Origin of the sequence: Paenibacillus faecis (assembly GCF_008084145.1) — a bacterium.
Taxonomy (GTDB): Bacteria; Bacillota; Bacilli; order Paenibacillales; family Paenibacillaceae; genus Fontibacillus; species Fontibacillus faecis.
Window position 1 is genome coordinate 488,754 of sequence record NZ_VSDO01000002.1, and the last position, 26,810, is coordinate 515,563.

Consider the following 26,810-nt stretch of genomic DNA (forward strand, 5'->3'; position numbering starts at 1 on the left):
CGCCGTCCGGCGGCCATACTAAGAGTAACCAAGAAGAAACGAGCTTGGGTGGGTAGCTTTCTTAATTTCCAGAAAGAAACCCGTCTTGGCTCGTTTCATTTTGCCCGGGGGTGCGTATGAAGCGTCGTAAGGCAAAAAGAGAAGGGCGGCCCCAGACGGCCGCTGCTCCGGAGAAGAGCGGAACCGTTCACGGAATGCCCCCCGATGAACAGATCGGCGCCATGTATCGGTTGACGCTCCAATGGGCCAGACAACTTGAAAAGTCCAAAATTGCCGAATACACCGAGCTGTTGAACCGGCCATGGCGCCTTATCCTGCTGAATCTGTTGTCCGGAACGGCACGCGGGGTCGGGATTGCGATCGGGTTTACTTTTTTTGCAGCCACGATCATTTATATTCTTCAGGTGCTGGGGGCGCTCAACCTCCCGATCATCGGCGATTATATCGCGGATATCGTTCGGATCGTGCAAAGGCAGTTGGAGCTCAATACCTATTAGACCCGGTTCCGAGCGAATCCTCGCTCTCCAAATGTTCGGTGGCCTGCATATGCTTGCGGTAAACGCCGTTGCGGTAGAACACGACGTTCTCGCCGTAAATATCGGTTGCGACAAACGATTCATACGGCTCGACAAAGCCGTCCAGCTCTTCCGACGCTTCGATTTCCATGTCATTGTATTCGTCGATTTCGTTGTCTTCGGCCAATGCGGGCGAATTGGATGTTCCGAAGCTCTCCACGATCTGCCAGGCGTCTTCCCCGTCAAATCCGTTCTGGTCGCTGTGCTCGTCGAGACTGGTGCGCCCGAACGGCGGGGCGAGAAACAGTTCCTCCACCGGACGGGCGGCGGATACGAACGACTGGGGGCTGTCTTTTTGGCAATAGGCCGTTTCGGGCACCGCCTTCAACCGTTCGAAGCTGATCGGTTCGCCGCAGGTTTGACAGTAGCCGTAACGCCCTTCGGCCATGCGGTCCAAGGCGTCTTCAATCCGATGCAGCAGCTGTTCATTATGCTCGTTCAGCGCCAAATCTTTACCGCGTTCGAACATTTCCGTTCCGACATCGGCGGGATGGTTGTCGATCGGGGACAACTCACTGGTATTATCCCGCAGCGAGCCGCGAAGATTATAATGATCTTTCTCGACCAACCGGTGATAGGCGTCCTCCCGGGCGGCTTCCAGGTCCGATTTCAGTTCAGCCAACTGCTGTGATGTCAAATGAGACATGGCCTGATCTCCTTTCCGTAGTTCCATAAGACAAAGCATGGGGAATAAGAACGTACAGGTATTTTGCGCAGAAGCGTGACGTTTTACCTAAGGAAAATCCTATCGCTCATGGACGGGGGAATTCCGCCTGTGCTACAATATACAAGTCCTGAATGTGGTACATTCTGCCCTGAAACTTCAGTCGGCAGCCAACGAAAAAACGAGGTGACTATCCGCGTGATCTATTTTTTGCTTGCTTTTATCCTGTTTTTAATCGATCAGGGAACGAAATATTTAATTGCGGTCAACCTGAAGATCGGCGATCAGATTCCGGTGATCGGCAATTTCTTCCTGATTACGTCCCATCGGAATACCGGAGCCGCCTTCGGCATATTGGAAGGAAAGCGCTGGTTCTTCGTTACCATCACGGTTATTGTGGTGGCCGGGATTATTTGGTATTTGAACAAGGTCAAATCCTCGAACAACAAACTGCTGCCTACCGCGCTCTCGCTCGTTCTGGGCGGCGCCGTCGGCAATTTTCTGGACCGTGCGGTTGCCGGAGAGGTCGTCGATTTTCTGCAGTTTAACTTCGGTACTTATACATTTCCGATTTTCAATGTGGCGGACTCCTGCATCGTCATCGGCGTAGCCATGATCGTACTCGATTCTATCCTGGAGATGCGCCGGGAAAAACGTCAGCTAGCCGAGAACAACCATGAGGAGAAGGGACAAGTATGACGGAAGAAATGCCGCAGATGGATATGGATGATGAAAGTGTGCTGGAATGGACGGCGGATGCCGAGTCCGCCAAAGACCGGATAGACAAATACGTAAAGGCCCAAATGGGCGAGGATACTTCCCGCAGTCAGATCCAATTGTGGATCGAAGACGGGAATCTTACCGTAAACGGGTCCCCGGTCAAGGCGAATTATAAAATCGCTGCGGGCGACCTCATTGTACTGCGGATCCCCGAAGCGGAAGCGACCGAGATTGTTCCGGAGGATATACCTCTGGAGGTATATTACGAGGACAGCGACGTCATCGTGGTCAATAAGAAGCGGGGAATGGTGGTTCATCCGGCACCGGGCCATGCCTCGGGAACATTGGTTAACGCATTGATGTACCATTGTAAAGATCTTTCCGGCATCAATGGAGAATTGAGACCCGGGATCGTACATCGGATCGATAAAGATACTTCGGGCCTCTTGATGGCCGCCAAAAACGATAAGGCCCATGCGTCGCTGGCCGCTCAGTTGAAGGAGCATTCGGTCACCCGCAAATACTTTGCTCTGGTGCACGGAAATTTGGCTCATGATCAAGGAACGGTGGACGCGCCGATCGGACGCGACCCGCATGACCGCAAAATGTATACGGTGATCGAACGCAACAGCAAACCCGCCGTTACGCATTTTCAGGTGACGGAACGGTTTGGCGACTATACGTTGTTGGAATTGAAGCTGGAGACGGGACGCACCCACCAAATCCGGGTCCATATGAAGTTTATCGGCCACCCGTTAGTCGGCGATCCGCTATACGGGCGCAGCAAGGGGATCAGAATGGACGGCCAAGCCCTGCATGCCGCGGTCCTTGGATTTGTACATCCATCAAGCGGGGAATACCTGGAATTCCAGGCTCCGCTTCCGCAAGATATGGAGGACCTGCTTCATTCGCTGCGTAATCGATAGAGGATAGAGCATCTCTTGTTTTCACCTTCGCGGGTTGGAACGGCAGGTGCTTTTTTATGTCAGATAAGCTCACTCGACCCTCGCGGCTAGGTTGAAAAGTACAAACGATCAGGTGATTAATCCATTCTCTAAAAGGAACAATTCCCGCATATTTAAAGGGAGATTTCGAGAAGGAGATGGACTTTTCATGAGCGTTGAAACCTATCAGGAAACATACATCCAACAGCAATTTGCGAACCGGATCGGCGGTGCGAATTACGGCAAAGACACGGCCATTTATAAATTTGAAAAAATCAAACGGGCGAAAGCGGCGGCGAAGAAGGATTTTCCCGATGTCGAGCTGATCGATATGGGGGTAGGCGAGCCGGACGAAATGGCGGACAGCGGCATTGTGGCGAAGCTGGCCGAGGAAGCGGCCAAACCGGAAAACCGCGGTTACGCGGATAACGGGATCTCCGAATTCAAGGAAGCGGCGGCTGCCTATCTCAAGGCCGTATTCGGCGTGGATGGCATCGATCCGGCTACGGAAATCGTGCATTCCATCGGGTCTAAACCCGCCCTGGCCATGCTGCCGTCCTGCTTTATCAATCCCGGGGACATCACGATTATGACGGTGCCGGGTTATCCGATTCTGGGGACGCATACGAAATACTTGGGCGGGGAGGTTTACACCATACCGCTAACGGAGGAGAATCATTTCCTGCCGGATTTGGCCTCGATCCCGGAAGAGGTGGCGCGGAAAGCGAAGCTGCTTTATTTGAATTATCCGAACAATCCGACGGGAGCCAGCGCAACGGCGGCATTTTTTGCGGAAGTTGTGGAATGGGCCCGGAAGTATGAGGTCGTCGTTGTTCACGATGCCCCCTATGCCGCTCTCACTTATGACGGTTTGAAGCCGCTCAGTTTCCTGTCCGTACCGGGGGCCAAGGACGTCGGGGTCGAATTGCACTCCCTGTCCAAATCGTATAACATGACGGGCTGGAGAATCGGGTTTGTCGTCGGCAATCCGCTCATTGTCAAAGCGTTCAGCGACGTGAAGGACAATAACGACTCCGGGCAGTTCATCGCCATCCAAAAAGCGGCCGCCTACGGCCTGGCGCACCCGGAAATTACCGAGAAAATTGCGATGAAATATTCCCGCCGTCACGATATGCTGGTCGGCGCGCTGAATGAGCTGGGCTTCAAAGCCAAAAAGCCGCAGGGTTCGTTCTTCTTGTACGTGAAGGCGCCAAAAGGTGTCCAAGGCGGACCTTCCTTTGCTACGGCCGAGGATTTCTCGCAATACCTGATCCGCGAAAAACTGATCTCCACGGTGCCTTGGGATGACGCGGGCTGTTACGTCCGGTTTTCGGTAACCTTTGCGGCTAACGGGCCGGCCGAGGAAGAACGGGTCATCGGGGAAATCAAGCGCCGTCTTGGCGATGTGCCATTTGAATTTTAATGATCGTATATAGCTATAAACCAAAAAAGAGACCGGAGACGGTCTCTTTTTTGGCGTTCGCCGAATTCTGGTCAAGCGATAATTTTGGTCTTCTTGGCATTTTCGGCGGAACGCTTGGTCAGGCTGCTGAGCGGGCGTTTGAGCGCCAGGGCGATAAGCAAACTAAGCACGATGAAAATGCAGAGACACACCACATCCTTGAGCGTGGTTTCCCATAAAATGCCCCCAACTGATTCACGCAGCAAACTGATGGCGTAGGTAAATGGCATGAACGGATTCAGTGCCTGAAAGAAAGGCGGAGTCATGCTGATCGGGAACGTTCCTCCCGAGCTGGAAAACTGGAACACCATGAAAATAATCGCGATGCCTTTGCCGATATTGCCAAACACGGAGAGCAGCGTGTACGTGATCGTGACGAATACGGCACTTACCAGCATGGCGAACACTACAAACCATATTTTGTCCGCGACGTACGTTCCAAGGATCCAGATATCCCCGAGCGTAACGCAGACAGCCTGTAGCAATCCGATCGTCAGAAAAGTAGCGAGTCGCCCAAGATACAGCTGGTATGGGCGAAAACTCCCATTCGGATTTTCAGCTTCGGCACGAAGCAGGGAGATGAGCAGGGTAGAGCCAACCCAGAGGGACAATACACCGTAAAACGGTGACATGGCCGAGCCGTAATTTGGAATAGGATACAGCTGGTTCTCTTTGATTTGTACCGGACTGGCAAGAAAAGCGCTCTCGGCTTCAATGTCGCCCCGCAGCAGCCGTGCAAGCTCTGCAAAATGGTTGTCATTCTCCACTTCCCTAAGTTTGGCCGCTGCCTTCCGGATCGCACTCTCCAATTCGGGCAGATCGCTGCGTACCAGGTCGGCTACGCGTGTTACCCCTTTTTGTACCTCGGGAAGCTGATGTTGCACAAAATCGGAGGCTTTGCCAATCTGTTGTTCCGCATGGGGCAGATCACTCTTGACAAAATTTGAAACTTCATCCAGTTTGTCCTTGACCTTGGGCAGATCAGTGCGGATCAACGGCGCCACCGTATTCAGCGCCTGAATAAAAGCGCTGCTTTTGTCCTGCAAAATCTGCGAGATATCGTGAACTTTGTCCTGAATTTGCGGCAGATCGCCTTGCAGCTTCGTCAATTCGCCCCGACCGAGCATTATGCCGTTTTTGGCCGTTGCGAGAATGTCGGCAACATCCGGTATGGCGTCTTGGGCGGCTTGGAGAGCCGTTGAAGAAACGGCAAGCATCGATTTTAAGTGAGCGGCACCTTCGGCAAGCGCAGGGGCGATCACGCTGTCATAAGTGCTCAGCACATTGCTGATTCCGCTGCTGATTTCCCGGGACAGTCCGTGCAGCCGGGCGATCACGTCTTCGGGTGGAGTGGCATTGCGGCGCATGGCATCGCTGACGATTCCAACCAGGCGGATTTGCAGTTGCAGCTTATCCGATAGGTCGTTCAGCTTGGAAACCTTGTTTCCCAGCGGGTGAGAAGGCAGGAAGTCGTTGATTTTGCCAAGCAGCTCCGCCATACTGTCCACGATACGTACCGCGATACCCAGACGGGAAGCAATCCGGTCCAGTTCATCAGGAGTAGGCAGCTTGCTCAAGTCGGTATTATGTAATCGTTCCAACACATCCCCGGCGGCATCGGTAATCTGCTGTACGAGCAGCAGATTCTGCCTGATGGATGGGCCGATTTGCTGGAATGCCTCCTCGCTGGAAGCGATGAAGCGGGTAACCCCTTCCGTCAGTTGCTTCCCTTCTTCCGCGATCCGGGATACGTTGTCCAGATTCTGCTCGGCTGCGGAAACGATGTTCAGCGCTTTATCGGATTGATCCAGAGCCGCCTGGATCACTTCCGCTACTTCGCCAAAATGCCGGTCCACGTCCTGAATAAATCCGACAGCCTTTTGAAGCTCGGGGATCCGTTCCTGGATCTTCAATACCTCCGAAGCGGCGGATTCAATCTGCGGCCAATGCTGCTGCACTTTAAGGATGTTTTGCGCGGCTTCGTCGATTTCGGGCAGCCTTTGCTCAATTTCCACGATTTTTTGCGCTTCCTGAACGATGCCGGGCATCGCCTGGTCCACTTCAATGATTTTTTGGCCCAGATTTTGAATTTGGGGAAGGTTTTTTTCCAAGGTGAAAATTCCGTTTTCCATTTTGCGCAGCGTCGGAAGCTGTGCGTTGATTTCGAACCCGGCTTCCTTGAGCTTGGTCAGAACGGCATCGCTGACCGCCTCCGTGAAGTTTTCGTTGATTTGGGTCGTCACCGCGGATACCCCCGAGCCCGTAATTTTGGGCGCGATGGCATTCACTTTTTGATTCACCGAATATACCACCTGTGGGCGCTCGAGCTTACCTTCCACGATGCCTGTTATTTTGGACGAAAAATCGCCCGGAATCAACAGACTGGCGTAATATTTACCCGTCTGCACACCCCGTGCGGCCTCAGCCCGATCCACGAAAACCCATCCCAATTTATGGTTTTGCTTCAGGCTGGAGATCAGCTCGTCTCCGATATTGATCGTTTTGCCAATTACGGTTGTCCCCTGGTCCTCGGAAGTGACTGCGATTTTGATTCCCTGGGTGTTGCTGTAAGGGTCCCAAACGGATTTGATGTTAACCCAGTCGTAAACTCCGGGAAGCAGAATAATGGCCGCAATCAGAAATATGCCCGTTGGCACCTTAAGAATGTGAAGCCAGTCCGTTTTGTAAATGTGCCAAATGTTGCGCATATTTTCCTCCTCATGAATATGATCACACGTTTTTCTTACCCTGTTATATCGGATTTCATTCATCATACTTGTAGAGTCTGTATTAATATAAGAAAGTAAAGGATTTAAAGAAGCCGGTTTTACATTTACTATGGATAATTATGCAGGATTAATGTATAATTATAAATAACAAATGAGCTATGCTGGAAATGGATCTTTTTTATCCGGGCTGCTGAATAAAAAGAAACGCAGCAGAATCTTTTCGCCTGCGAAGGTGAGGTGTTGACAGGGGGATGTCTTTCTGTCATAATTCATGGAGACAAACGGACATATTGAACCAAAGTGCCCCGTGAGGCACTGCGATATGACCGACATGAATAGCACCTTTAAATCAGTCCCGTGAGACTGGCAAGGTAACGTGAAGATCCATCGTTTATTGCTGCGGCAATAATATGACGATGCATCCCGAGAGTATACGTTCTTCGGCATACGCTGAAGTATGGAGACTCCTTGCCATCATCACCGGCAGGGAGTCTTTTTTGTTCTCTCGTCACGGGGCCATGATCTGAAGGGAAATCCTGAGGAGGCTGACGCATGAGCACAGAGACACATATCATAATGGATGAAACGGCGATCCGCCGGGCATTAACACGGATTGCCCACGAGATTCTGGAAAAAAACAAAGGAATTGAAGGCTGTGTGCTGATAGGCATTCGCACCCGTGGTGTACACCTCGCTGAAAGGATTGCCGCCAAGATCGAAGAGATTGAAGGCGCCAAGGTCCCCTGGGGGGAACTGGATGTAACTTCTTACCGGGATGACCGTTCGGACCAGATCGGAGCACAGCGCGAGGAAATCCTCAAGATGAGGCCTGAGTCCCTGACCATTCACGACAAAAGGGTCGTTTTATTTGATGATGTGCTGTACACCGGACGCACCATTCGCGCAGCGATGGACGCCCTGATGGACTGCGGGAGACCCCAGAGCATTCAACTGGCGGTACTCGCGGATCGCGGGCACCGGGAACTGCCCATCCGCCCTGACTTTATCGGAAAAAACGTGCCTACCTCCAGATCGGAGCAGATCGAGGTAGCATTGAAGGAAACGGATGGGCAGGATGAAGTAAGGATCATTCAACAGCGGGGGGAACAAGGATGACTATGACCGCATCGGCGATGAAAGAACACAGCTTACTTGGACTCAAGGACCTCAGCGCCTCGGAAATCGGGTCGATCCTGGACCGGGCCGCTTACTGGGAAAGCAGAAGCGAGAAAGTCATTCCCGTTCTGAAAGACCGTTTTGTGGCCAACATGTTTTTCGAGAATAGCACGCGGACCCGGTTTTCTTTTGAAATGGCCGAAAAAAGACTCGGGGCGCAGGTGCTGAACTTTGCGGCCGCGGTCTCCAGCGTGGAGAAAGGCGAGTCGATTTACGATACGGTACGGACGCTCGAATCGATGGGCATCGATGCCGGGGTTATCCGCTTGAAACCGGTCGGCGTTCTGGCCGAGCTGGCCAGCCGGATTTCGGTGCCGCTCGTCAATGCGGGTGACGGCAACAACGAGCACCCGACGCAAGCGCTGCTCGATCTGTACACGATGAAGAAGCACTTCGGGGAACTGAAGGGACTCAAAGTGTCGATTATCGGCGACATTAAACACAGCCGCGTCGCCCGGTCCAATCTGTGGGCGCTGCAAGCCATGGGAGCGGAAGTCAAGCTGTGCGCCCCGGAAAGTATGCAGGCTCCGGAACTCGGCCGCTACGCTCCCTACGTACCGATGGACGAAGCGCTTTGCGCGGACGTCGTTATGATGCTGCGGGTCCAGCTGGAGCGCCATGCCGAGGGACTGCTCAAATCGCCGGACCAGTACCGGCTGCAGTACGGGCTGACGGAGGAGCGGGCCGCCAAGCTTGCCCCGCATGTCATCATCATGCACCCCGCCCCGGTCAACCGGAACGTCGAGATCGACGACGCCGTTGTCGAACACCCGCAGTCGCGAATTTTTACCCAGATGGCGAACGGGGTGCCGATCCGTATGGCGGTCATGGAAAGAGCTTTGAAATAGAAGGGAAACGTCACATCTCCTTTACAATAAATCGCACTGAAAACCGGAGGATTCATCCATGCAGCTAATTATAAAAAACGCAAGCGTTCTGAACGATGAAGGACAACTGGAGCTTAAGGACATCACGGTGAAGGGCGGCTTGATCGAACAGATCAGCCCTTCGGCGGAGAACGCGGCCAAAAACGAGGCGGACGGCGCGCAGGTGCTGGATGCCGGCGGCAAACTGGTCACTCCAGGATTTATCGATATGCACGTTCACCTTAGAGAGCCTGGCTTTGAACATAAGGAAACGATTAAAACCGGGTCTCGTTCCGCCGCGAAAGGCGGCTTCACGACGATCGCCTGCATGCCGAACACCCGGCCCGTGACGGATAATCCCGAAACGGTGTCGTTCGTACGGCAGAAGGCCAAGGAAGCGGGACTGGTTCGCGTCCTGCCTTACGCCGCGATTACGAAGAGCGAACTGGGAAGGGAACTGACGGATTTTGCCGCGTTGAAAGCCGCCGGAGCGATCGGTTTTACCGACGACGGGGTCGGCGTACAGAGCGCGCAAATGATGAAGGACGCCATGAAGCTGGCCGCGTCGCTGAACATGCCGGTCATCGCGCACTGCGAGGATAACTCGCTGGTGGAGGGGGCGCCGGTAGCCGAAGGCGAATTCGCCAGACGACACGGCCTGAAAGGGATTCCAAACGAGTCGGAAGCCATTCACGTCGGCCGCGATATCCTGCTGGCGGAAGCCACGGGCGTTCACTACCATGTCTGCCATGTCAGCACGGAGCAATCGATCCGGCTGATCCGCCAGGCCAAACAAATCGGCATCAACGTGACGGCGGAGGTTTGCCCGCACCACTTGATTCTGGCCGAGGAAGACATCCCGGGGCTGGATGCGAACTGGAAGATGAATCCGCCGCTCCGCTCAAGACGCGATGTGGAAGCTTGTATCGAAGCGCTGGAAGACGGCACGATCGATATTGTGGTGACGGATCACGCGCCGCATAGCGCGGAGGAGAAAGCCAAAGGGATGCAACTGGCCCCATTCGGGATCGTCGGTTTCGAAACGGCGTTTCCGCTGCTTTACACCAAGTTTGTCGCGGAGGGCCGCTGGAGCCTTCAAATGCTGGTGAAGCGCATGACCGAGGATCCGGCCAGAGTGTTCGGCCTCGAGACGGGGCGCCTCGCGGTCGGAAGTCCCGCCGATTTGGCGATCGTCGACCTGGAGAAGGAGCGGGAAGTCGATCCCGAACAATTTGCCTCCAAGGGACGGAACACTCCGTTCGGCGGGTGGAAGCTGAAAGGCTGGCCGGTCGCCACCATCGTGGCCGGGAAAGTGGTCTGGAGCGAGTAATAAAACAATGAATGACGGGTCAGTTACAACGTTGACAATGCCCATACATGTGGCTAACCCAAAATGGGGATAGAGAACTTATAAAACAGACAAAAAGGAGTGCTGCAGGATGCAGGCAAGATTGTTATTGGAAGACGGCACGCTGTTTACCGGAACATCGTTCGGCGCGGAAGTGGAGAAAACCGGCGAGGTCGTCTTTAATACGGGAATTACGGGTTATCAGGAAGTATTGTCTGATCCTTCTTACTGCGGACAAATCGTGACGATGACATACCCGCTGATCGGGAATTACGGCATTTCGCGGGATGATTTCGAGTCGATCGCCCCGTCGATCCACGGGTTCGTCGTCCGCCGGTATGAGCCGACGCCAAGCAATTGGCGGGCGCAGTACAACCTGGGCGACCTCTTGAAGGAATACGGCATCCCCGGGATTACGGGGATCGATACCCGGATGCTGACCCGGATTATCCGTCAGCACGGAACGATGAAGGGCGTTATCACCACCTCCGACAGTTCGGTATCCGAGCTTCTCGCCCTGATGGAATCCACCAGCATCGATGAGCTGCGGAATCAGGTGGCCCGGACCTCGACCCGGCATATCTACAGCAGCCCCGGCTCGAAGGAACGGGTGGTGCTCGTCGACTTTGGCGCGAAAAGCGGGATTCTCCGCGAACTGAACAAACGGGACTGCGACGTGGTGATCGTGCCGCATGATACGACCGCCGACGAAATTCGCCGCCTCCACCCGGACGGGATCCAGTTGTCCAACGGACCGGGGGATCCGAAGGATGTGCCTTACGCCGTGAAGATGATCTCCGAACTGCTGGGCGAGTATCCGATTTTCGGCATCTGCCTCGGACACCAACTGCTCTCGCTGGCTTGCGGAGCCGACACGGAGAAGTTGAAATTCGGACATCGCGGCGGCAACCATCCGGTTAAGGATCTGGAAACCGGACGCTGCTACATCACATCGCAGAACCACGGCTACACGGTCAACGAAGCTTCCCTGGCGGGGACGGACCTCGTAGTTACGCATATCAACAACAACGACAAGACGGTCGAAGGCGTCAAACACGTCAAATACCCGGCCTTTTCGGTACAGTACCATCCCGAAGCGGCGCCTGGGCCTTACGACAACAGCTACCTGTTCGACCACTTCATCGAGATGATCAGAGAACATAAGCGGTTGAACCCGCAAAAACCGCGTCAGGCGGAATTGATGGCCGCAGCGAAAGGAGCCCAGTAATATGCCGATCAACAAAGAACTCAAAAAAATCCTCGTCATCGGATCCGGTCCGATCGTCATCGGTCAGGCGGCGGAGTTTGACTACGCCGGCACCCAAGCCTGTCAGGCGCTGAAAGAAGAGGGCGTGGAAGTTGTGCTCATCAACAGCAACCCGGCTACGATCATGACCGACACGAACATGGCGGATAAAGTATATATCGAACCGATCACCCTGGAATTCGTCACGCAAATTATTCGCCAGGAACGTCCCGACGGCCTGCTGCCTACGCTGGGCGGTCAGACCGGCTTGAATATGGCGGTCGAGCTGGCCCGTGCGGGCGTGCTGGAGCGCGAAAACGTAAGGCTGCTCGGAACGCAGCTCAGCTCGATCGAGAAAGCGGAAGACCGGGATCTGTTCCGCGACTTGATGCGCGAATTGGAGCAGCCGGTTCCGGAGAGCACGATCATCACTTCCGTGGAAGAAGCGCTGAGTTTCGCCCGGGAGATCGGCTATCCTGTCATCGTACGCCCGGCCTATACGCTCGGCGGCACCGGCGGCGGCATTTGCGCCACGGAGGAAGAATTGAAGGAAACCGTCGCCTCCGGGATCCGTTATAGCCCCATCGGGCAGTGCTTGATCGAGAAATCGATCGCGGGCATGAAGGAAGTCGAGTATGAAGTCATGCGCGACGCCAACGACAACTGTATCGTCGTTTGTAATATGGAGAACTTTGATCCCGTCGGCGTACATACCGGGGACAGTATCGTCGTGGCTCCGAGCCAAACGCTGTCCGACCGGGAGTACCAGATGCTGCGTTCCGCCTCGCTCAAGATCATCCGGGCGCTCAACATCGAGGGCGGCTGCAACGTCCAGTTTGCGCTCGATCCGCAAAGCTTCCAATACTATGTGATCGAGGTCAATCCGCGGGTCAGCCGGTCCTCGGCGCTTGCCTCCAAGGCAACGGGCTACCCGATCGCCAAAATGGCGGCCAAAATCGCCCTCGGCTATACGCTGGATGAGATCGTCAACCCGGTCACGGGTCAAACGTACGCTTGCTTCGAACCGACCCTGGATTACATCGTCAGCAAAATCCCGCGCTGGCCGTTCGATAAATTCGTTCATGCCAACCGGAAGCTCGGCACGCAGATGAAAGCGACCGGCGAAGTGATGGCCATCGGCCGGACGTTTGAGGAGTCGATTCATAAAGCGGTTCGTTCGCTCGAAATCGGCACGCACCGCCTCTATCTGAAGGGGGCCGACCAACTCGATACCGACACGCTGAACCAGCGTCTGATCAAAGCGGATGACGAGCGGTTGTTCCTGGTGGCCGAAGCGTTCCGCCGCGGTTACTCCCTGCAGCAGATTCAGGATCTGACCCAGATCGACTGGTGGTTCCTGGACAAAATCGAGGGCTTGATCGCCTTCGAACGCAAAATCGCCGCCGAACCGGAACTGACTTATGAAACGCTGTACGAAGCGAAGCGTCTCGGCTTTACGGACCGGGCGATCGCGGAGCTCCGCGCCGCATCCCAACCTTCCGGCACGCATCTGACGGAGGAAAGCGTCACGCTGTTCCGGAAAGAAAGAGGGCTCCGGCCGGTCTATAAAATGGTGGACACCTGCGCCGCCGAATTCGAAGCTTCGACGCCGTACTACTACTCGACTTACGAAACCGAAAATGAAGTGACCCATACCGATAAAGAGAAGATCGTCGTTCTCGGCTCCGGCCCGATCCGAATCGGCCAAGGGATCGAATTCGACTACTCGACCGTACATGCGGTTTGGGCGATACAAAAAGCCGGCTACGAGGCCGTGATCATCAATAACAACCCGGAGACGGTGTCTACCGATTTCAACACTTCGGACCGGCTCTACTTCGAACCGCTCTTCTTCGAGGACGTGATGAACGTGATCGAACAGGAGAAGCCGATGGGCGTCATCGTTCAGTTCGGCGGGCAGACGGCCATCAACCTGGCCGCGCCGCTTAAAGCGGCCGGCGTCCAGATTCTCGGCACCTCGCTGGACAGCATCGACGAGGCCGAAGACCGCAAGAAGTTCGAAGCCCTGTTGTCCAGGCTGAACATCGCCCAGCCGAAGGGCAGCACGGTCACCTCGGTAGACGAGGCGGTCGGCACCGCCCAATCGCTCGGCTACCCGGTGCTGGTGCGCCCGTCCTATGTCCTGGGCGGACGCGCGATGGAAATCGTGTACTCCGACGCGGAGCTGCTGAAGTACATGGAGGAAGCGGTCAACATCAACCCGCAGCATCCGGTGCTCATCGACCGCTATATGTTGGGCAAAGAGGTGGAAGTGGACGCGATCTGCGACGGCGAGACCGTACTCGTTCCCGGCATCATGGAGCATGTCGAACGGGCGGGCGTCCATTCCGGCGACTCGATCGCCGTATATCCGCCGCAATATCTGTCCGACGAACTGAAGAAGAAAATCGTCGACATTACAATTAAGATCGCCAAGGAGCTCAAAACGGTCGGCCTGGTGAATATCCAGTTCGTCATCTATAAAAATGAAGTGTACGTGATCGAAGTCAATCCGCGCTCTTCCCGGACGGTTCCGTTCCTCAGCAAGGTAACGAACATTCCGATGGCCAATGTGGCCACGAAATGCATTCTCGGCGCCAAGCTCAAGGAGCTGGGCTACCAAGAGGGGCTCTGGCCGGAGAGCGACCAGGTGTCGGTGAAAGTGCCGGTGTTCTCTTTTGCCAAGCTGCGCCGGGTTGAGCCTACGCTCGGTCCTGAGATGAAATCGACCGGCGAAGTGATGGGCCGCGATCCACAGTACGCCAAGGCTCTGTATAAAGGCCTGATCGGAGCGGGGATGAAGATTCCTTCCACGGGCGCCATCATCGCCACCGTTGCGGATAAAGATAAGCAGGAAGCGGTCGAATTGCTGCGCGGCTTCTACAGTCTGGGCTACAAGATCATCGCCACGGAAGGAACGGCTTCCGCGCTGATCGAAGCGGGAATCCACGTTACGACCGTAAACAAACTGACCGAGGGCGTGCCGAACATCCTGGATCTGATTCGCAACGGGGAAGCCCACTTCGTCATTAACACGCTGACCCGGGGCAAAGAACCGGAGCGGGACGGCTTCCGGATTCGCCGGGAAGCGGTGGAGAACGGCATCGTCTGCATGACCTCGCTCGATACCGTCCGGGCTTTGCTGAATATGCTGGAGACGATCAACTTCTCCTCGCAGGCCATGCCCAGCTTGTAAGCAAACACTTGGATAGGATTAGGTTAGCAGGATAGAGAACAACGCGGCTCCGAAGCGGCTTAAGCCCCTCGGAGCCGCAAGTATGACAGGAGGAGAAATCATGTCTTTGTCGTTCGAACAAGCCGCGAATAAACTGATGGTCGCGTTGGATTTCCCTGATGCGGAGCAGGCCAAAGGGTTGATTCAAACACTGGAAGGCATTCCGTGCTACATGAAGGTGGGAATGCAGTTATTTTACGCGTCCGGGCCGGATTTCGTCAAAGTGCTGAAGTCCAGGGGATACTCCGTATTTCTCGATTTGAAAATGCACGATATCCCGAACACGGTCAAAGGCGGAGCCCGAAGCATCACCCGGCTTGGCGTGGATATGTTCAATCTCCACGCGGCGGGCGGGTTTAAGATGATGACCGCGGCGCAGGAAGGAATCCAGGCCGCGCTGGAGGACGATTCATCGCTGAAGAAGCCGCTCTTAATCGCCGTCACCCAGTTAACCAGCACCAATCAGGAGACGCTGAACCGGGAGATCGGCATACCGGGGTCGGTCGAGCAGTCGGTGCTGGCCTACGCGGCTTTGGCCCAAAAGGCGGGTTTGGACGGCGTAGTCGCCTCCCCTCTTGAAGTACAGGCCATCAAGGGGCAGTGCGGCACGGCGTTTATGACCGTCACACCCGGGATTAGGCCGGCCGGAAGCGAATCCGGCGATCAGTCCCGAACCCTTACACCGGGCCAGGCCATCGGGCAGGGAACGGACTATATCGTGGTAGGACGTCCGATTACGGCGGCGAGCGACCCGCGCGAAGCGGCGGAACAAATTATTGAGGAGATGAGGCAAGAATGATCAATAACGAGCAAATAGCGAAGGAAATTGCGGGACGCCTGCTGGATATCGGCGCGGTGGCGCTGCGTCCGCATCAACCGTTTACCTGGACTTCGGGGATCAAGTCGCCGATCTATTGCGACAACCGGCTGACGATGTCTTATCCGGACATCCGCGATCTGATCGCGGAATCTTTTGCGGCGATCGTCCGGGAATCCTACCCGGAAACCGAGGTGATCGCGGGCACCGCCACCGCGGGGATTCCCCATGCGGCGTTCGTCGCCCAGAAGCTCGGGCTGCCCATGGCCTATATCCGCGACAAAGCCAAAGGGCACGGGAAGGAAAACCAAATCGAAGGGCTGATCCGTACGGGGCAAAAGGTCATCGTTATCGAAGACCTGATCTCCACGGGCGGCAGCTCCATCAAGGCCGCTCAGGCCGTGCGCGAAGCGGGGGCGGATGCGCTGGGTGTGCTGGCGATTTTCAGCTATCAGTTGGACAAGGCGGTTCAGGCCTTTGCCGACGCGGGAATCCCGCTGCGGACATTATCCAACTACGGCGCGCTGATCGACGTGGCGGTGGAGCGTGGCGAGATCCAGTCGGAAGATCTGGCGCTGCTGAAATCCTGGAGAGAAGATCCCGGCTCATTCGGAAAATAAAATGACGCATGAAAAAAGAGGTTGTTCCGAAACCGTCATTCATGATGACGGGGAACAACCTCTTTTTTCCGGTATGTGCTTAATGGCCGGGGCCGATGATCGCGTCGTATTTCGCCGCGTTGCGCAAAGCCGGCCAAACCTCGGGCGTTTCGCCGCCGATATGCCAATAGGCGAAGCCCGCGATGTCCCTGGACATCGCCAGGTTGTATTTGCTTGTGAGCGAGCGGGTCTCTTCCAGCCAAATCCGGCGCGGGTTGCCGGAGGCACGGTAGTCCGCCACGTATTGACCGAGATTTTCGTTCCAAGCGGACTTGGCTCCGAGCCGCTTGATTCTCTCGAATTGTTCGGGAAGTTTCAGGTCTTCGGATGGCGCCGCCGCCGCTGAGCCGCCGCCAATCATCCAATCCCTCGAAAATAACGGCAGCGCCAGGATGACCTTGGAGGAGGGGACTTTGCGCAGCAGGTTGTCCAATCCTTTCTCAAGCCAGGGCAGGGAGGCGACGGACCCCGCTTTGCCTCCGCTCCAATGCTCGTCGTAGCCCATCAGCACGATGTAATCGGCGCTTTTTCCCAGTGCCGCGTAATCGTAGGCTTCGGTCCAGTCGGTCTGGAAATCCGGCGACAAGTCTACGGACAGCACCATATTCTGTTCGTGCAGCCTACGGGCAAATTCGGCGACGAACGAGGTGAAGGCCTCCCGGTCTTCGGGTGCGACATTTTCGAAGTCGAGATTGATCCCCTGAACTCCGGTTTGCACCGCCGAATTTACAACGCGGGCGATCAATTCGGAGGACTTCGCCTTGGAAGTCAACAGGGTATGCGTCGCTTCCTGATCGAAACGGTTACCGAAGAGAGGCCATACCTGTTTCCCCTGCTGCTTGGCCCACAACACCAGGGAAGCCTCGCTCTCGTTCGTAACGCTCCCCTCCTTGGTCAAAAAGAACCATCGGGGCGACAGCACATTAATGTTGGAATGGAGTATGGACTGTTTAAACTGCGCATCGGTCTGGTCGTACTGCCAACCGATCTGGATGGAAGGCCGTGCCGGGGTGGATAACTTCGCGCTCCAAGTCGGATTTTGCAGAAGGCGATCCATAACGGCCGCGATTTCCTGCCGGGTCAAGGCCTGCCCCGGGAAAAAACGCCCATCGTTTCCGTTCATCAAACCGAGTTTCGAAACGGCATACACTTCAGGACGCGCCCATGCGGCGATGGAGGCATCGTCTTTGTATTTCCCGTCGGCTGCCGGGCCGCTGGCGTAGGCGGCGTTCAAGATCCGGCTCAGCCAGACGGCGGCCTCCTGCCGGCTCACCGGCTCGGCGGGCGCGAATCGTCGCGAGCTCTTGCCTTGGGTCAGCCCCAGGTCGGTGGAAGCCTGGATGCTCTGGTAGTACCAGGCTCCGCCAGGGACGTCTTCGAATGCCGGAATCGGGGAGGCCACGGGCTCCAGACCCAGCAGGCGCTGGATCGTGACGGCAAATTCCGCTCGGGATATCGGCTCGGCCGGTGAAAACCTGGTAGGGGTGGTGCCTTTCATCAAACCTTTTTCATATAAACGAATGATAGCATCTTTGGCATAGCTGGACCCGATATCGCTGAATGGCGGTTCTTTGGCGTAAGCGGTTTGCTGGGGCCGTAAGCCGGCGGAAATCAGAACGAGCAGGAGCAGTGCGGTTTTAACGGGTTTTATCATAACGTCCTCGCTTCCAAATTCAGTATGAAATCTCTTAATACTGTAATACTACCAAAAACTAATCTATCGATCAGCGCGAAAAATATGGAAACAAAAATATCAATATCGTAAAATTTCTTGTAACTTTTTGGCATGAATTTTCGTTTATAATGCAGACGTGAAGGATACATAGAGCGAAAGCGAACCCGCCCGGAGCGTCTAGGGCAGCCAATATTAAATGATGCTAGGAGACCGATACACAATGATGCGATGGCTTCGCAAACCAGTTCAATCCAAAGAAGCTGAAGCGCCGTCCGATGCCCCGGCCTCGGGGCCGACGGATGCTCCAGCGCAACCGATAACCGATGAATCCGTTGAACATGCACCGCAAGTTCCCGAAGCGAAACCGATTGTTCCGAAACCCAAGGACGAGGGACCGGTTTTGATCGTCAGGGAGGTGCATCGCTCTTTCCCGGTGGGAGGCGGTGAAATCCACGTCCTGAAAGGAATCAACATGGAGGTGCGTCCCGGACAGCTCGTCATGCTGAAAGGCAGATCGGGTTCGGGGAAAACAACGCTCCTTAACATGCTGGGGGGTCTGGACCAACCGTCCAGCGGCGAGATTTTATTCAGGGATCAACCGCTTCATCAACTGAACGATGACAAGCGCACCTTATTGCGGCGGAATCAGATCGGCTTTATTTTTCAGGCTTACGCTTTGCTGCCGTTGCTGTCGGCCTGGGAAAACGTCGAACTCTCGCTGCGGATGGCCGGTGTTCCCCAGTCCGAGTGGAAGAAGCGCGTAACGCACTGCCTTGAGCTGGTCGGCTTGGGCAAGCGCATGTTCCACCGGCCGTTTGAACTTTCCGGGGGGGAGCAGCAGCGCGTGGCGATCGCCAAGGCGATCGCGCACCGTCCCCAATTGCTGTTGGCGGATGAGCCGACCGCGAATCTGGACTCGCAAATGGGAGCCCAGGTCATGTCCGTATTTAAAAACATCATACATACGGAGCAAATGACGATTTGTATGACTACTCACGATCCTACAATCTTGGAGGTAGCAGACCATGTTTACGAAATGGTGGATGGAAGGTTTATCAATTAGAAAAAGAAGATTGGGCCGTACGCTGGGCCTTGTGGCGCTCTGCACCGTCTTTGTCGTGTCGACGGGCTGCGGCCTGCTTCCGAATGAAGAAGAGGAAGAGGTACTGCCGGTTATTACGCCTCCTACGATTTCTAAGAAACCGGAATATGAAGTGCGTTCCGAACCGATCGAGCTCAGCGTGAACGCCGTCGGGAAATTGATGAGCCAGCGGGAAGAGCCGCTTTATTTCACGGAGGACGGGCTGCACATCAAAGAAGTGAAGGTCAAGCCCGGAGACAAGGTGAAGAAAGGCGATGTGCTCATCCAATTGGACGTAGAGCAATTGCAGAGGGATCTGCGCAAGAAGCGCCTGGATTTCCGTCAGCAGGAAATCACTATGAAAGAAACGCTGCGTACCAAGGATGAAATGAGCGAAGTGGATTTTGAAAAAGCGGCAATCGTCTTTGATGAACAGCGCCAAGAACTCGCCGATCTTGAGAAGAAAATCGCCGACGGTACACTGAAAGCTCCGTTCGCGGGGACGATTGTATCGATGAGCGCCCAGAAGGGAGCCACGATCAAGGCATACGAATCGCTGGGGATCATCTCCGACACTTCCTCGCTGGTTGTAGCCGCCTCTTTCTCCAAAGAAGACTTGGAGAAAATCTCCGTCGGCATGAAGGCCAAGGTGGATATCAATGCTGCCGGCGTGTTTGACGGCAGAGTCAAGGTCATGCCGGTGAACACCGGCTCCAACAACGGGAACAACGGCAATAACGATGGAAACCAACCTCCCGAGAAGGATTCGATCGACAAGTATCTGATCGTTCAGCTCGACAAATGGCCGAAGGACGTTGAGCGCGGCCGCCAGCTCAGCGTTTCGATCGTTACGCAGCGGAAGGAGAACGCGGTGCTGATTCCGATTTCCGCCTTGCGCTCCATCGGCTCCCGTACGTATGTACAGGTCATCGAGAAAGATGGGACGAAGCGTGAAGCCGATGTGGAGGTCGGAATCCAGACCTCGACGGACGTCGAAATTCTTAAAGGGCTCACGCCGGGGCAGAAAGTAGTGGGTCGCTAATGGGTCTTCCTTTACTACGTTTACTGTTCCGCAAAATGTGGAATACCAAATGGCTTACTCTCAGCACCCTGCTCGGACTGGTTGTTGCGGTCTCGTTTACGGTGAGCATTCCGATGTACTCGGACGGCTCGCTGAAGCGGGTCGTCTCCAGCACGCTGAAAGCGGAGAGCGAGGGACTGCCTGCGGGTTCCCTGGTTATGAGCTATCAGGCTCCGGGTGGCGCCAAAACTGATTTGGCCGGGCTTGAAGCGGTAAACCAATATATTGTCGAGGATGTCCCGAAACAAATCGGATTTCCTTATCAGAGTTATGTCAACACCCGTTCGATCCGGGGAACCGAAGTCTACCCCCAGGATCCGACCAAGGTCGATGCTAGCCGGACGAGAACGATGGGCATCTCTTCGATGAGCGGCCTGAAGGATCACATCACGGTATCCAACGGGAAGATGTTTTCGGACCAGGTGAGCGGCAATGTGATCGAAGCCATGATGTTGGAAGAGGGGATGTACCGGCAGGACCTGCACGTCGGCGATGTAATGGAGTATCCCGTTACCAACGGAGCCAACGTGACATTGAAGGTGAAGATCGTCGGGGTGTTCCAGCCGCTAAACGATACGGATGCCTACTGGTATCAAGGTCTCGATGGGATGATGAATACGTTCTACGTCAGCGAGAAGGCGTTCCACGAAGGCCTTCTGAAGCAATTAAACATACCGATTTACAGTTCCAGCTGGTATTACGCTTTTGATTTGCGGGAGATCAAGACCGGTCAAATCGGGCCGTTGTCCAGTACGCTGGATCGTCTGAATATCGAGTTGTACCAGAAGCTGAAGGATACCAAGGTGGACATTTCCTTCGGCAATCTGCTGGACGATTTCCGCAAGCAAAGCTTGCAAATGCAGACGCTGCTGTTCACGCTGGCGGCGCCGATGATCGCCATGGTCTTTTATTTTATCGTGATGAACGCCCGTCAGTCCCTCGATAAGCAGCAAAGCGACATCGCCGTTTTGCGGAGCCGGGGCGCTTCAACGAAGCAGATTGTATTTATATATTTGCTGGAAGGGATTCTCCTCGGGGTGGTCTCGCTGATTGCGGGACCGCTGCTGGGATGGTTTATGTCCAAGAGCATCGGTTCGGCCGACGGCTTTTTGGCTTTCGTCAACCGGAAATCGATCCCGGTCGGGTTTAACTACGATGCGCTCGCCATGGGGGCCGCGGCGGTAATCATCGCCATCTTGGCAACGCTGCTGCCGGCGATCTCCTATGCCCGGGCTTCGATCGTCAACGCGAAGCGGAAACAGGCGCGTTCCGACCGACGACCGGGTTGGCAGCGCTGGTTTATCGATATTCTGCTTATGGGGATAGCCGCATACGGTTACTACCTGTTCTATGAGCGGCAGATGCTGACGTTCCAGACCGGAATGACCACGGATGAGCTGCAGGTGCAGCCGTTCCTGTTCTTTGTTCCGGCCTTGGCGATTTTCTCGATCGGCCTGTTCTTTCTGCGGGTCTTCCCGTGGATTCTCAAACTGATCGGCTGGCTCGGCAAGAAATGGCTGCCCGTTCCGTATTACCTAAGCTTGACGCAGTTGTCGCGTTCGGCATCTTCCTATTATCCGTTGATGATTCTGCTCGTCTTGACGCTCGGTCTCGGGGTATACAACGCCTCGGCCGCCCGGACGATCGATATCAACTCCACGGAGCGCACGCTTTACAAATACGGTGCCGATGTAATCATGCAAACGGTTTGGGAAGCGACGCCGGAGATGTCGAAGAAACCGCCGAGCAAAAACGGTCAGGGGCAAGGCGGCTCCGGGGGGGCAGGCGGCGGAGGCCAAGGCGGAGGACAGGGAGGTCCCGGGGGCGGTCAGGGCTCAGGACAACAACCGCCCGCCAAACTGATATATTCGGAGCCTCCGTTCGAAGCGTTTCGCCAGCTTGAAGGCGTGGAGCATGCCGCCCGCGTGCTGCAAACGAAAGGCAATATCATTATTTCCGGCCGTTCGGCAGGGCAAGGGAATATCATGGGGATCGACAATGTCGATTTCGCCAAGGTCGCCTGGTTCCGGAACGATCTTTTTCCCGCACATCCTTATCAATATTTGAATCTATTGGGGATGAACGAGAGCGCCGCTCTGATTCCGTCAAACTTGGCGGAGAAATACAAACTGAAAGCCGGCGATGTATTCACGGTTTCCATGGGTGAGGCGACGATGGAATTTGCCGTCTACGGCATCCTTCCTTATTGGCCTAGTCAATATCCGGACGATAAGCCGTTTATCATCGCCAATCTGGATTATATTTACGATCAATCGCCGCTCGTTCCGTACGAAGTCTGGCTGAAGATGAAGCCGGATGCGAAGGTGGCTCCGCTGATTACGAAGCTGGCGGAGAAGAACATCGATCTTTACTCCGTCAAGGATGTGAGAAGCGAACTCGCCGCGCAAAGCAAGCATCCGACACGGGGCGGAGTGTTCGGCATCCTGAGTTTGGGATTCATCGTATCGGTCATCGTTTCTTTGATCGGTTACGTGTTGTACTGGTTCTTTAATTTGTCGGGCCGTGTCGTGCAGTTCGGGATTTTGCGCGCGATGGGATTATCGCGGAAACAATTGACCTTTATGCTGTTGACCGAACAAATTTTGACGGCGGGTCTTTCCATCGTACTGGGGATCGTGATCGGGAAAGTCGCCGGCCAGCTGTATCTTCCGTTTTTGCAAACGACGGATAACGTTACGACGCAGGTGCCGCCATTCCGCATCATCTTCAACTCTTCGGATACGCTGAAACTTTATGTGGTTGTCCTGGTGATGTTGTTAATGGGAGCCGGGCTGTTGTTCTGGCAAATCCGGCGCCTCCGTGTTCATCAGGCCGTGAAGATGGGAGAGGAGCGGTAAAGATGAGTATGATCCATTGCGAAGGATTGGTTAAAATTTTCAAGTCGGAAGACATCGAGGTCGTCGCGCTCCAAGGCCTGAACTTGACGGTTGAGGAAGGCGAGATGATGGCCATCATCGGGAATAGCGGCAGCGGGAAATCGACGCTGCTCAATATGCTCGGCGGCCTCGACCGTCCCTCCGCGGGCCAGGTTCATGTCGGGGGATGGGACCTGCTCAAAATTTCGGACGATCAATTGGTGGAATACAAGCGAAAGACGGTAGGCTTCGTATGGCAGAACAACGCCAGAAACCTGCTGCCTTACTTGACGGCTCTGGAAAACGTAGAGATGCCGATGCTGCTGACCGGAAAGCTGGATCGGGCTTACGCCAAACAGCTTTTGGAATGGGTGGGGTTGAAAGATCGGATGCATAACAAGCTCCACCAGCTTTCCGGCGGGGAACAGCAGCGTGTGGCCATCGCCATTTCCCTTTCCAACCGCCCGAAAATGCTGCTCGCCGACGAACCTACAGGTTCTGTGGATACGGCCACTTCGGATAAGATCATGGATATTTTCAGGAAAGTCAATAAGGAATTGGGCATTACGATCGTTATCGTAACCCATGATTTAACCTTGGCCGGCAAAGTGGACCGGGTTGTCGCCATCCGCGACGGATTGACGAGTACGGAATTTGTGAAGCGAAATCCGAATCTGGATCTGGCCGCCGGGGACGCCGGATTGGGTGGCGGAGGTTTGCAGGAAGTGCATGAAGCGTTTGTGGTCGTTGACCGGGTCGGTCGGCTGCAGGTGCCCAAGGAGTATTTGGAGGCCGTGGGTATCGGCGGACGCGCTAGCATGGAATTTGATGGAGAGAAGATCGTCATTACGGCGCCGAAATCACTGGAGGGGGATAAGTCATGAATAACAGCAAATCCGGAAAGCTGAGAAAGACGCTAACGGTCACACTGGCTGCGACAATGGCATTGGGGTTGCTGTCCGGCTGTAACGGGAGTAAGGCGGCGTCGGAGAAAGAGGAGAAAGTGCTGCGTATCGGCATGATGTACGGGAGCTCGGACGACTCCTGGTTCCGCCAGCAGTACACGGACATTTTCGAATATACCAATCCGAATATCAAAATCGAGTTGGTGACCGCCATCGATAACAACCAATACCGTTACAGCGACGGTTCGGAGCCTTATGAACAACCGGATCAATTGGAGAGCATGAAGAAGATCATGACCGGCAGCAACCCTGTGGATGTCGTCGTCGCGGACACGGGGACTCTGAAACAATTGATTGAGGAAAACCTGGTGAAGCCGCTTGATCCGATGATTCAAGAGGATAAGTTCGATACGAGCGATTTCGTGCCGGCCGTCATTGACGGCCTCAAGGACCTGGGGGGCGGAACGCTTTACGGGCTGGCCCCATCGTTCAGTTCGTCGGCACTTTACTATAATAAAAAATTGTTTACCGATGCCGGGGTAGAGCCGCCTACGGATAAATCAACCTGGGATGATATTTTCAACAAGGCCCGTCTCGTGGCGAAAGGCGAAGGGAAGGACCGCGTGTTCGGCTTCTCCTTCAACCGCTACAGAGGCCAGGATCCGTTTTGGGATATGCAATACTCCTACATGAGCGGTCTCCAATTGAAAACTTTCGATGACAAAGCGGAAACGATGACGGTCAACTCTCCGCAGTGGATCAAAGTTTGGGAGACGATCAGCAAATTGGCCAAGGACAAAATCATGCCGGATAACTCCAGTTATGATCCGAACGAACCTTGGACCCCGCTCAGCGACGACCTGTTCCTCTCCGGAAAAGTGGCGATGACGATCGAAGGCAGCCATTATATTAACGAGTTGGCTGACGCGAACAATAATGCCGCCAAAATTAAAAATTTCAAGCCGGTGGACTGGGACGTGGTGACGATGCCTGTTCATCCGGAGAAACCGGATGTAGGCGGCAACATCAATCTCAGCAATACGTTCTCGATTAACAACAACGCTCCGAATGCCGAAGCGGCGTGGCAGTTCATCAAGTTTGTTAACGGAGAAGAATTCGCGAAGCTGAAATCCCGGAGCAACACGTATGAGATGGTGTCCCGCAAATCTTATATCCAGCCAAAACAGGGATTGTCCTATAATATTCAGGCTTTTTATTCGCTGAAGCCTTTCCCGCCTACCAATGCCAAGACCGATAAATTGATGATGGAGAAACCGGGTCTTTACAGCGTGACAACCGTGGGGAGAATCTACTTCCAGCAAGTGATGGAGAACAAGAAGACGCCGGAGGAGGCGCTCAAGGAATGGGCGGAGAAGGGGAACAAGATGCTCCAGGAAATCAAGCTCAATCCGAAAACGCAATTCCAGGAAGACGGTACGCCGTTCGTACCTGAAGAGGCAACGAAAGGTTAACCGCAGAGCCTATGGGCCGCCCTTAAAAAGGGCGGCTTTTTTTGTCGGGAATTGGGTAATCTATAGGTAAGATGGGAAGGCTTCATAATACGACGAAAGGAGTAAAGAGGATGCGCTGGGTGTACTTTAACAAGCTGTACAGAACAAAATTTCAGGCGGGCTGTCTTGCCCGGAGATTGGAACATGACGGTTGGATTTACGGGTTTGACGAAATGCGGGCGATTGAAATTTTTCGATCGAGAAAAGGAAAATATGGAGTAAGATTTATCCCTTAACCCTTGACTTGGAGGGCAGTAATCGTGTATATTATTGATTGTCGCTATTTACTGACGCGGGGTGGAGCAGCCCGGTAGCTCGTCGGGCTCATAACCCGAAGGCCGCAGGTTCAAATCCTGCCCCCGCAATCTAAATTTGTTTGGAACGCGGGCCCTTAGCTCAGTTGGTTAGAGCGGTCGGCTCATAACCGATTGGTCACAGGTTCGAGTCCTGTAGGGCCCATATGTAAGAGAACCCCTTGCCTAGCAAGGGGTTTTTGCTTCGGGGCTTTAGCCAGTTGAGCTTGCGAAGCGTGCGAAACAAAAAATCACCTGACGGGGTCGTTATCATAGGAATGTTCAAGCTACTATGTATAACGAAAGGAAAAGGTAGCTTAATGGCTAATCGAAGTGATATGTCACATAACAAAGAGGCGTCTAGTGTGCTTCCAAGCTTCCTACTCCAAAAAGATGCAAATCTGCAGGAATTTTAGGCCGATTCCCGAGGGAATGCGAAAAAAGATGCAAATCTGCAGGCATTTCCAGCGATTTTAGAGAAACGAGCCGGTTTCGTCGAAAATTCCTGCAGATTTGCAGGTATTTAGAAATTTTGAGTCCAAACAGGAAAAAAGCATGCACATATGCAGGAATTCTATGTTATCAAGGTGGTCTGAAGGGGGACTAGTAATAATCGCACCCCTTCAGGGGTAGTCAAAAGCGGCAACGGCATAGTAGCTTGAACGAAATGAAAGCTAGCGCCTTTAGACGCGAGCCGGTAATAAAGGCTTATAGCCTTAAAGCAAACCACCCGTTCACACGGATTGTTGTCCGTCCATTTGGTGACCACCTCGTAAGTGCTGCTGGTGACGCTGGAGCCCCTAAACATGGTTTTTCCATCCAGTAACCCGTCCGTATAAGCATAAGTTTTAGCCTGAAACATAACGGCCAACAGTGAGAAAAAAGCGGCTGAACCTACCATTTTCCATACTTTTCGCATAATCTCCCTCCTTTGAACATTTTATTGA

20 protein-coding genes and 2 tRNA genes are annotated in these 26,810 nt (G+C 54.4%); 18 read left to right on the forward strand and 4 right to left on the reverse strand.

All coding sequences use genetic code 11. The annotated features are described in order from the left end of the window. Window positions 1-194: 194 nt before the first annotated feature. A complete protein-coding gene (locus tag FRY98_RS10015) occupies window positions 195-497 on the forward strand; it encodes a DUF5665 domain-containing protein (protein WP_211373292.1) in 303 nt (100 codons plus the stop codon). On the opposite strand, the gene FRY98_RS10020 is transcribed toward FRY98_RS10015, so the two are convergent. Continuing rightward, window positions 484-1,221 carry a TraR/DksA C4-type zinc finger protein gene (locus FRY98_RS10020; protein WP_148451616.1) on the reverse strand — a complete coding sequence of 246 codons (738 nt, stop codon included), beginning with the start codon at window positions 1,219-1,221 and terminating at the stop codon, window positions 484-486. The genes FRY98_RS10015 and FRY98_RS10020 overlap by 14 nt on opposite strands. A 216-nt stretch (window positions 1,222-1,437) precedes the next feature. Between FRY98_RS10020 and lspA the strand changes: the two genes are divergently transcribed. The 3 genes from lspA to FRY98_RS10035 all read left to right on the forward strand — a co-directional run bounded on the left by lspA (window position 1,438) and on the right by FRY98_RS10035 (window position 4,326). Then, a complete protein-coding gene (gene lspA, locus FRY98_RS10025; protein WP_148451617.1) occupies window positions 1,438-1,938 on the forward strand; it encodes a signal peptidase II in 501 nt (166 codons plus the stop codon). Then, the gene (locus FRY98_RS10030) at window positions 1,935-2,885 is read left to right on the forward strand and encodes an RluA family pseudouridine synthase (protein ID WP_148451618.1); all 951 of its coding nucleotides are present in this window, start codon (window positions 1,935-1,937) and stop codon (window positions 2,883-2,885) included. The genes lspA and FRY98_RS10030 overlap by 4 nt, the downstream gene beginning before the upstream one ends. A gap of 187 nt (window positions 2,886-3,072) precedes the next feature. Continuing rightward, complete coding sequence (locus tag FRY98_RS10035) at window positions 3,073-4,326, forward strand: LL-diaminopimelate aminotransferase (protein WP_148451619.1); 1,254 nt, start codon at window positions 3,073-3,075, stop codon at window positions 4,324-4,326. Between the two features lie 71 nt (window positions 4,327-4,397). Here the strand turns inward: FRY98_RS10035 and FRY98_RS10040 are convergent, their stop codons facing one another. After that, window positions 4,398-7,073: a YhgE/Pip domain-containing protein gene (locus FRY98_RS10040; RefSeq protein WP_148451620.1), complete on the reverse strand. Its 2,676-nt coding sequence runs from the start codon at window positions 7,071-7,073 to the stop codon at window positions 4,398-4,400. Between the two features lie 573 nt (window positions 7,074-7,646). On the opposite strand from FRY98_RS10040, the gene pyrR reads away from it, so the two are divergent. The 7 genes from pyrR to pyrE all read left to right on the forward strand — a co-directional run bounded on the left by pyrR (window position 7,647) and on the right by pyrE (window position 16,402). After that, a complete protein-coding gene (gene pyrR / locus FRY98_RS10045; protein ID WP_148451621.1) occupies window positions 7,647-8,210 on the forward strand; it encodes a bifunctional pyr operon transcriptional regulator/uracil phosphoribosyltransferase PyrR in 564 nt (187 codons plus the stop codon). Further along, window positions 8,207-9,118: an aspartate carbamoyltransferase catalytic subunit gene (locus FRY98_RS10050; protein ID WP_148451622.1), complete on the forward strand. Its 912-nt coding sequence runs from the start codon at window positions 8,207-8,209 to the stop codon at window positions 9,116-9,118. The genes pyrR and FRY98_RS10050 overlap by 4 nt, the downstream gene beginning before the upstream one ends. A 58-nt stretch (window positions 9,119-9,176) precedes the next feature. Further along, complete coding sequence (locus tag FRY98_RS10055) at window positions 9,177-10,466, forward strand: dihydroorotase (protein ID WP_148451623.1); 1,290 nt, start codon at window positions 9,177-9,179, stop codon at window positions 10,464-10,466. 109 nt (window positions 10,467-10,575) lie between these two features. After that, window positions 10,576-11,712 (forward strand): glutamine-hydrolyzing carbamoyl-phosphate synthase small subunit, encoded by a 1,137-nt coding sequence (gene carA / locus FRY98_RS10060; protein ID WP_148451624.1) that lies wholly within the window; start codon window positions 10,576-10,578, stop codon window positions 11,710-11,712. A gap of 1 nt (window position 11,713) precedes the next feature. After that, window positions 11,714-14,926, forward strand: coding sequence for a carbamoyl-phosphate synthase large subunit (carB, locus tag FRY98_RS10065; RefSeq protein WP_148451625.1), 3,213 nt, complete (start codon window positions 11,714-11,716; stop codon window positions 14,924-14,926). 100 nt (window positions 14,927-15,026) lie between these two features. Beyond that, entirely contained in the window at window positions 15,027-15,764 is a 738-nt protein-coding gene (gene pyrF, locus FRY98_RS10070) for an orotidine-5'-phosphate decarboxylase (RefSeq protein WP_148451626.1), read from the forward strand. Beyond that, on the forward strand, window positions 15,761-16,402 hold the full coding sequence (pyrE, locus tag FRY98_RS10075; RefSeq protein WP_148451627.1) for an orotate phosphoribosyltransferase: 642 nt from the start codon (window positions 15,761-15,763) through the stop codon (window positions 16,400-16,402). The genes pyrF and pyrE overlap by 4 nt, the downstream gene beginning before the upstream one ends. A 79-nt stretch (window positions 16,403-16,481) precedes the next feature. Here the strand turns inward: pyrE and FRY98_RS10080 are convergent, their stop codons facing one another. Continuing rightward, entirely contained in the window at window positions 16,482-18,095 is a 1,614-nt protein-coding gene (locus tag FRY98_RS10080; RefSeq protein WP_148451628.1) for an S-layer homology domain-containing protein, read from the reverse strand. Between the two features lie 241 nt (window positions 18,096-18,336). Here FRY98_RS10080 and FRY98_RS10085 point away from each other — a divergent pair, with 241 nt between their 5' ends. The 7 genes from FRY98_RS10085 to FRY98_RS10115 all read left to right on the forward strand — a co-directional run bounded on the left by FRY98_RS10085 (window position 18,337) and on the right by FRY98_RS10115 (window position 26,029). After that, on the forward strand, window positions 18,337-19,179 hold the full coding sequence (locus tag FRY98_RS10085) for an ABC transporter ATP-binding protein (protein WP_148451629.1): 843 nt from the start codon (window positions 18,337-18,339) through the stop codon (window positions 19,177-19,179). After that, window positions 19,142-20,239, forward strand: coding sequence for an efflux RND transporter periplasmic adaptor subunit (locus FRY98_RS10090; protein WP_148451630.1), 1,098 nt, complete (start codon window positions 19,142-19,144; stop codon window positions 20,237-20,239). Before FRY98_RS10085 ends, FRY98_RS10090 begins: the two co-directional genes overlap by 38 nt. Next, window positions 20,239-23,136 (forward strand): ABC transporter permease, encoded by a 2,898-nt coding sequence (locus FRY98_RS10095; protein ID WP_148451631.1) that lies wholly within the window; start codon window positions 20,239-20,241, stop codon window positions 23,134-23,136. Before FRY98_RS10090 ends, FRY98_RS10095 begins: the two co-directional genes overlap by 1 nt. 8 nt (window positions 23,137-23,144) lie before the next feature. After that, entirely contained in the window at window positions 23,145-24,038 is an 894-nt protein-coding gene (locus FRY98_RS10100; protein WP_148452650.1) for an ABC transporter ATP-binding protein, read from the forward strand. Continuing rightward, window positions 24,035-25,531 (forward strand): ABC transporter substrate-binding protein, encoded by a 1,497-nt coding sequence (locus tag FRY98_RS10105; RefSeq protein WP_148451632.1) that lies wholly within the window; start codon window positions 24,035-24,037, stop codon window positions 25,529-25,531. Before FRY98_RS10100 ends, FRY98_RS10105 begins: the two co-directional genes overlap by 4 nt. Window positions 25,532-25,861: 330 nt before the next feature. After that, window positions 25,862-25,935 (forward strand) — tRNA-Met (locus FRY98_RS10110). Window positions 25,936-25,955: 20 nt separating this feature from the next. Then, a tRNA-Ile gene (locus FRY98_RS10115) sits at window positions 25,956-26,029 on the forward strand. 408 nt (window positions 26,030-26,437) lie between these two features. Here FRY98_RS10115 and FRY98_RS10120 read toward each other — a convergent pair. Then, complete coding sequence (locus FRY98_RS10120; protein WP_148451633.1) at window positions 26,438-26,782, reverse strand: hypothetical protein; 345 nt, start codon at window positions 26,780-26,782, stop codon at window positions 26,438-26,440. Between the last annotated feature and the right edge of the window lie 28 nt (window positions 26,783-26,810).

Bases quoted from the DNA above. Each gene is read 5' to 3' on its own strand.
- FRY98_RS10015 (WP_211373292.1), top strand. From the start codon at position 195: ATGCCCCCCGATGAACAGATCGGCGCCATGTATCGGTTGACGCTCCAA.
- FRY98_RS10020 (WP_148451616.1), bottom strand. From the start codon at position 1,221: ATGTCTCATTTGACATCACAGCAGTTGGCTGAACTGAAATCGGACCTG.
- FRY98_RS10030 (WP_148451618.1), top strand. From the start codon at position 1,935: ATGACGGAAGAAATGCCGCAGATGGATATGGATGATGAAAGTGTGCTG.
- FRY98_RS10035 (WP_148451619.1), top strand. From the start codon at position 3,073: ATGAGCGTTGAAACCTATCAGGAAACATACATCCAACAGCAATTTGCG.
- FRY98_RS10040 (WP_148451620.1), bottom strand. From the start codon at position 7,073: ATGCGCAACATTTGGCACATTTACAAAACGGACTGGCTTCACATTCTT.
- pyrR (WP_148451621.1), top strand. From the start codon at position 7,647: ATGAGCACAGAGACACATATCATAATGGATGAAACGGCGATCCGCCGG.
- FRY98_RS10050 (WP_148451622.1), top strand. From the start codon at position 8,207: ATGACTATGACCGCATCGGCGATGAAAGAACACAGCTTACTTGGACTC.
- FRY98_RS10055 (WP_148451623.1), top strand. From the start codon at position 9,177: ATGCAGCTAATTATAAAAAACGCAAGCGTTCTGAACGATGAAGGACAA.
- carA (WP_148451624.1), top strand. From the start codon at position 10,576: ATGCAGGCAAGATTGTTATTGGAAGACGGCACGCTGTTTACCGGAACA.
- carB (WP_148451625.1), top strand. From the start codon at position 11,714: ATGCCGATCAACAAAGAACTCAAAAAAATCCTCGTCATCGGATCCGGT.
- pyrF (WP_148451626.1), top strand. From the start codon at position 15,027: ATGTCTTTGTCGTTCGAACAAGCCGCGAATAAACTGATGGTCGCGTTG.
- pyrE (WP_148451627.1), top strand. From the start codon at position 15,761: ATGATCAATAACGAGCAAATAGCGAAGGAAATTGCGGGACGCCTGCTG.
- FRY98_RS10080 (WP_148451628.1), bottom strand. From the start codon at position 18,095: ATGATAAAACCCGTTAAAACCGCACTGCTCCTGCTCGTTCTGATTTCC.
- FRY98_RS10085 (WP_148451629.1), top strand. From the start codon at position 18,337: ATGATGCGATGGCTTCGCAAACCAGTTCAATCCAAAGAAGCTGAAGCG.
- FRY98_RS10090 (WP_148451630.1), top strand. From the start codon at position 19,142: ATGTTTACGAAATGGTGGATGGAAGGTTTATCAATTAGAAAAAGAAGA.
- FRY98_RS10095 (WP_148451631.1), top strand. From the start codon at position 20,239: ATGGGTCTTCCTTTACTACGTTTACTGTTCCGCAAAATGTGGAATACC.
- FRY98_RS10100 (WP_148452650.1), top strand. From the start codon at position 23,145: ATGATCCATTGCGAAGGATTGGTTAAAATTTTCAAGTCGGAAGACATC.
- FRY98_RS10105 (WP_148451632.1), top strand. From the start codon at position 24,035: ATGAATAACAGCAAATCCGGAAAGCTGAGAAAGACGCTAACGGTCACA.
- FRY98_RS10120 (WP_148451633.1), bottom strand. From the start codon at position 26,782: ATGCGAAAAGTATGGAAAATGGTAGGTTCAGCCGCTTTTTTCTCACTG.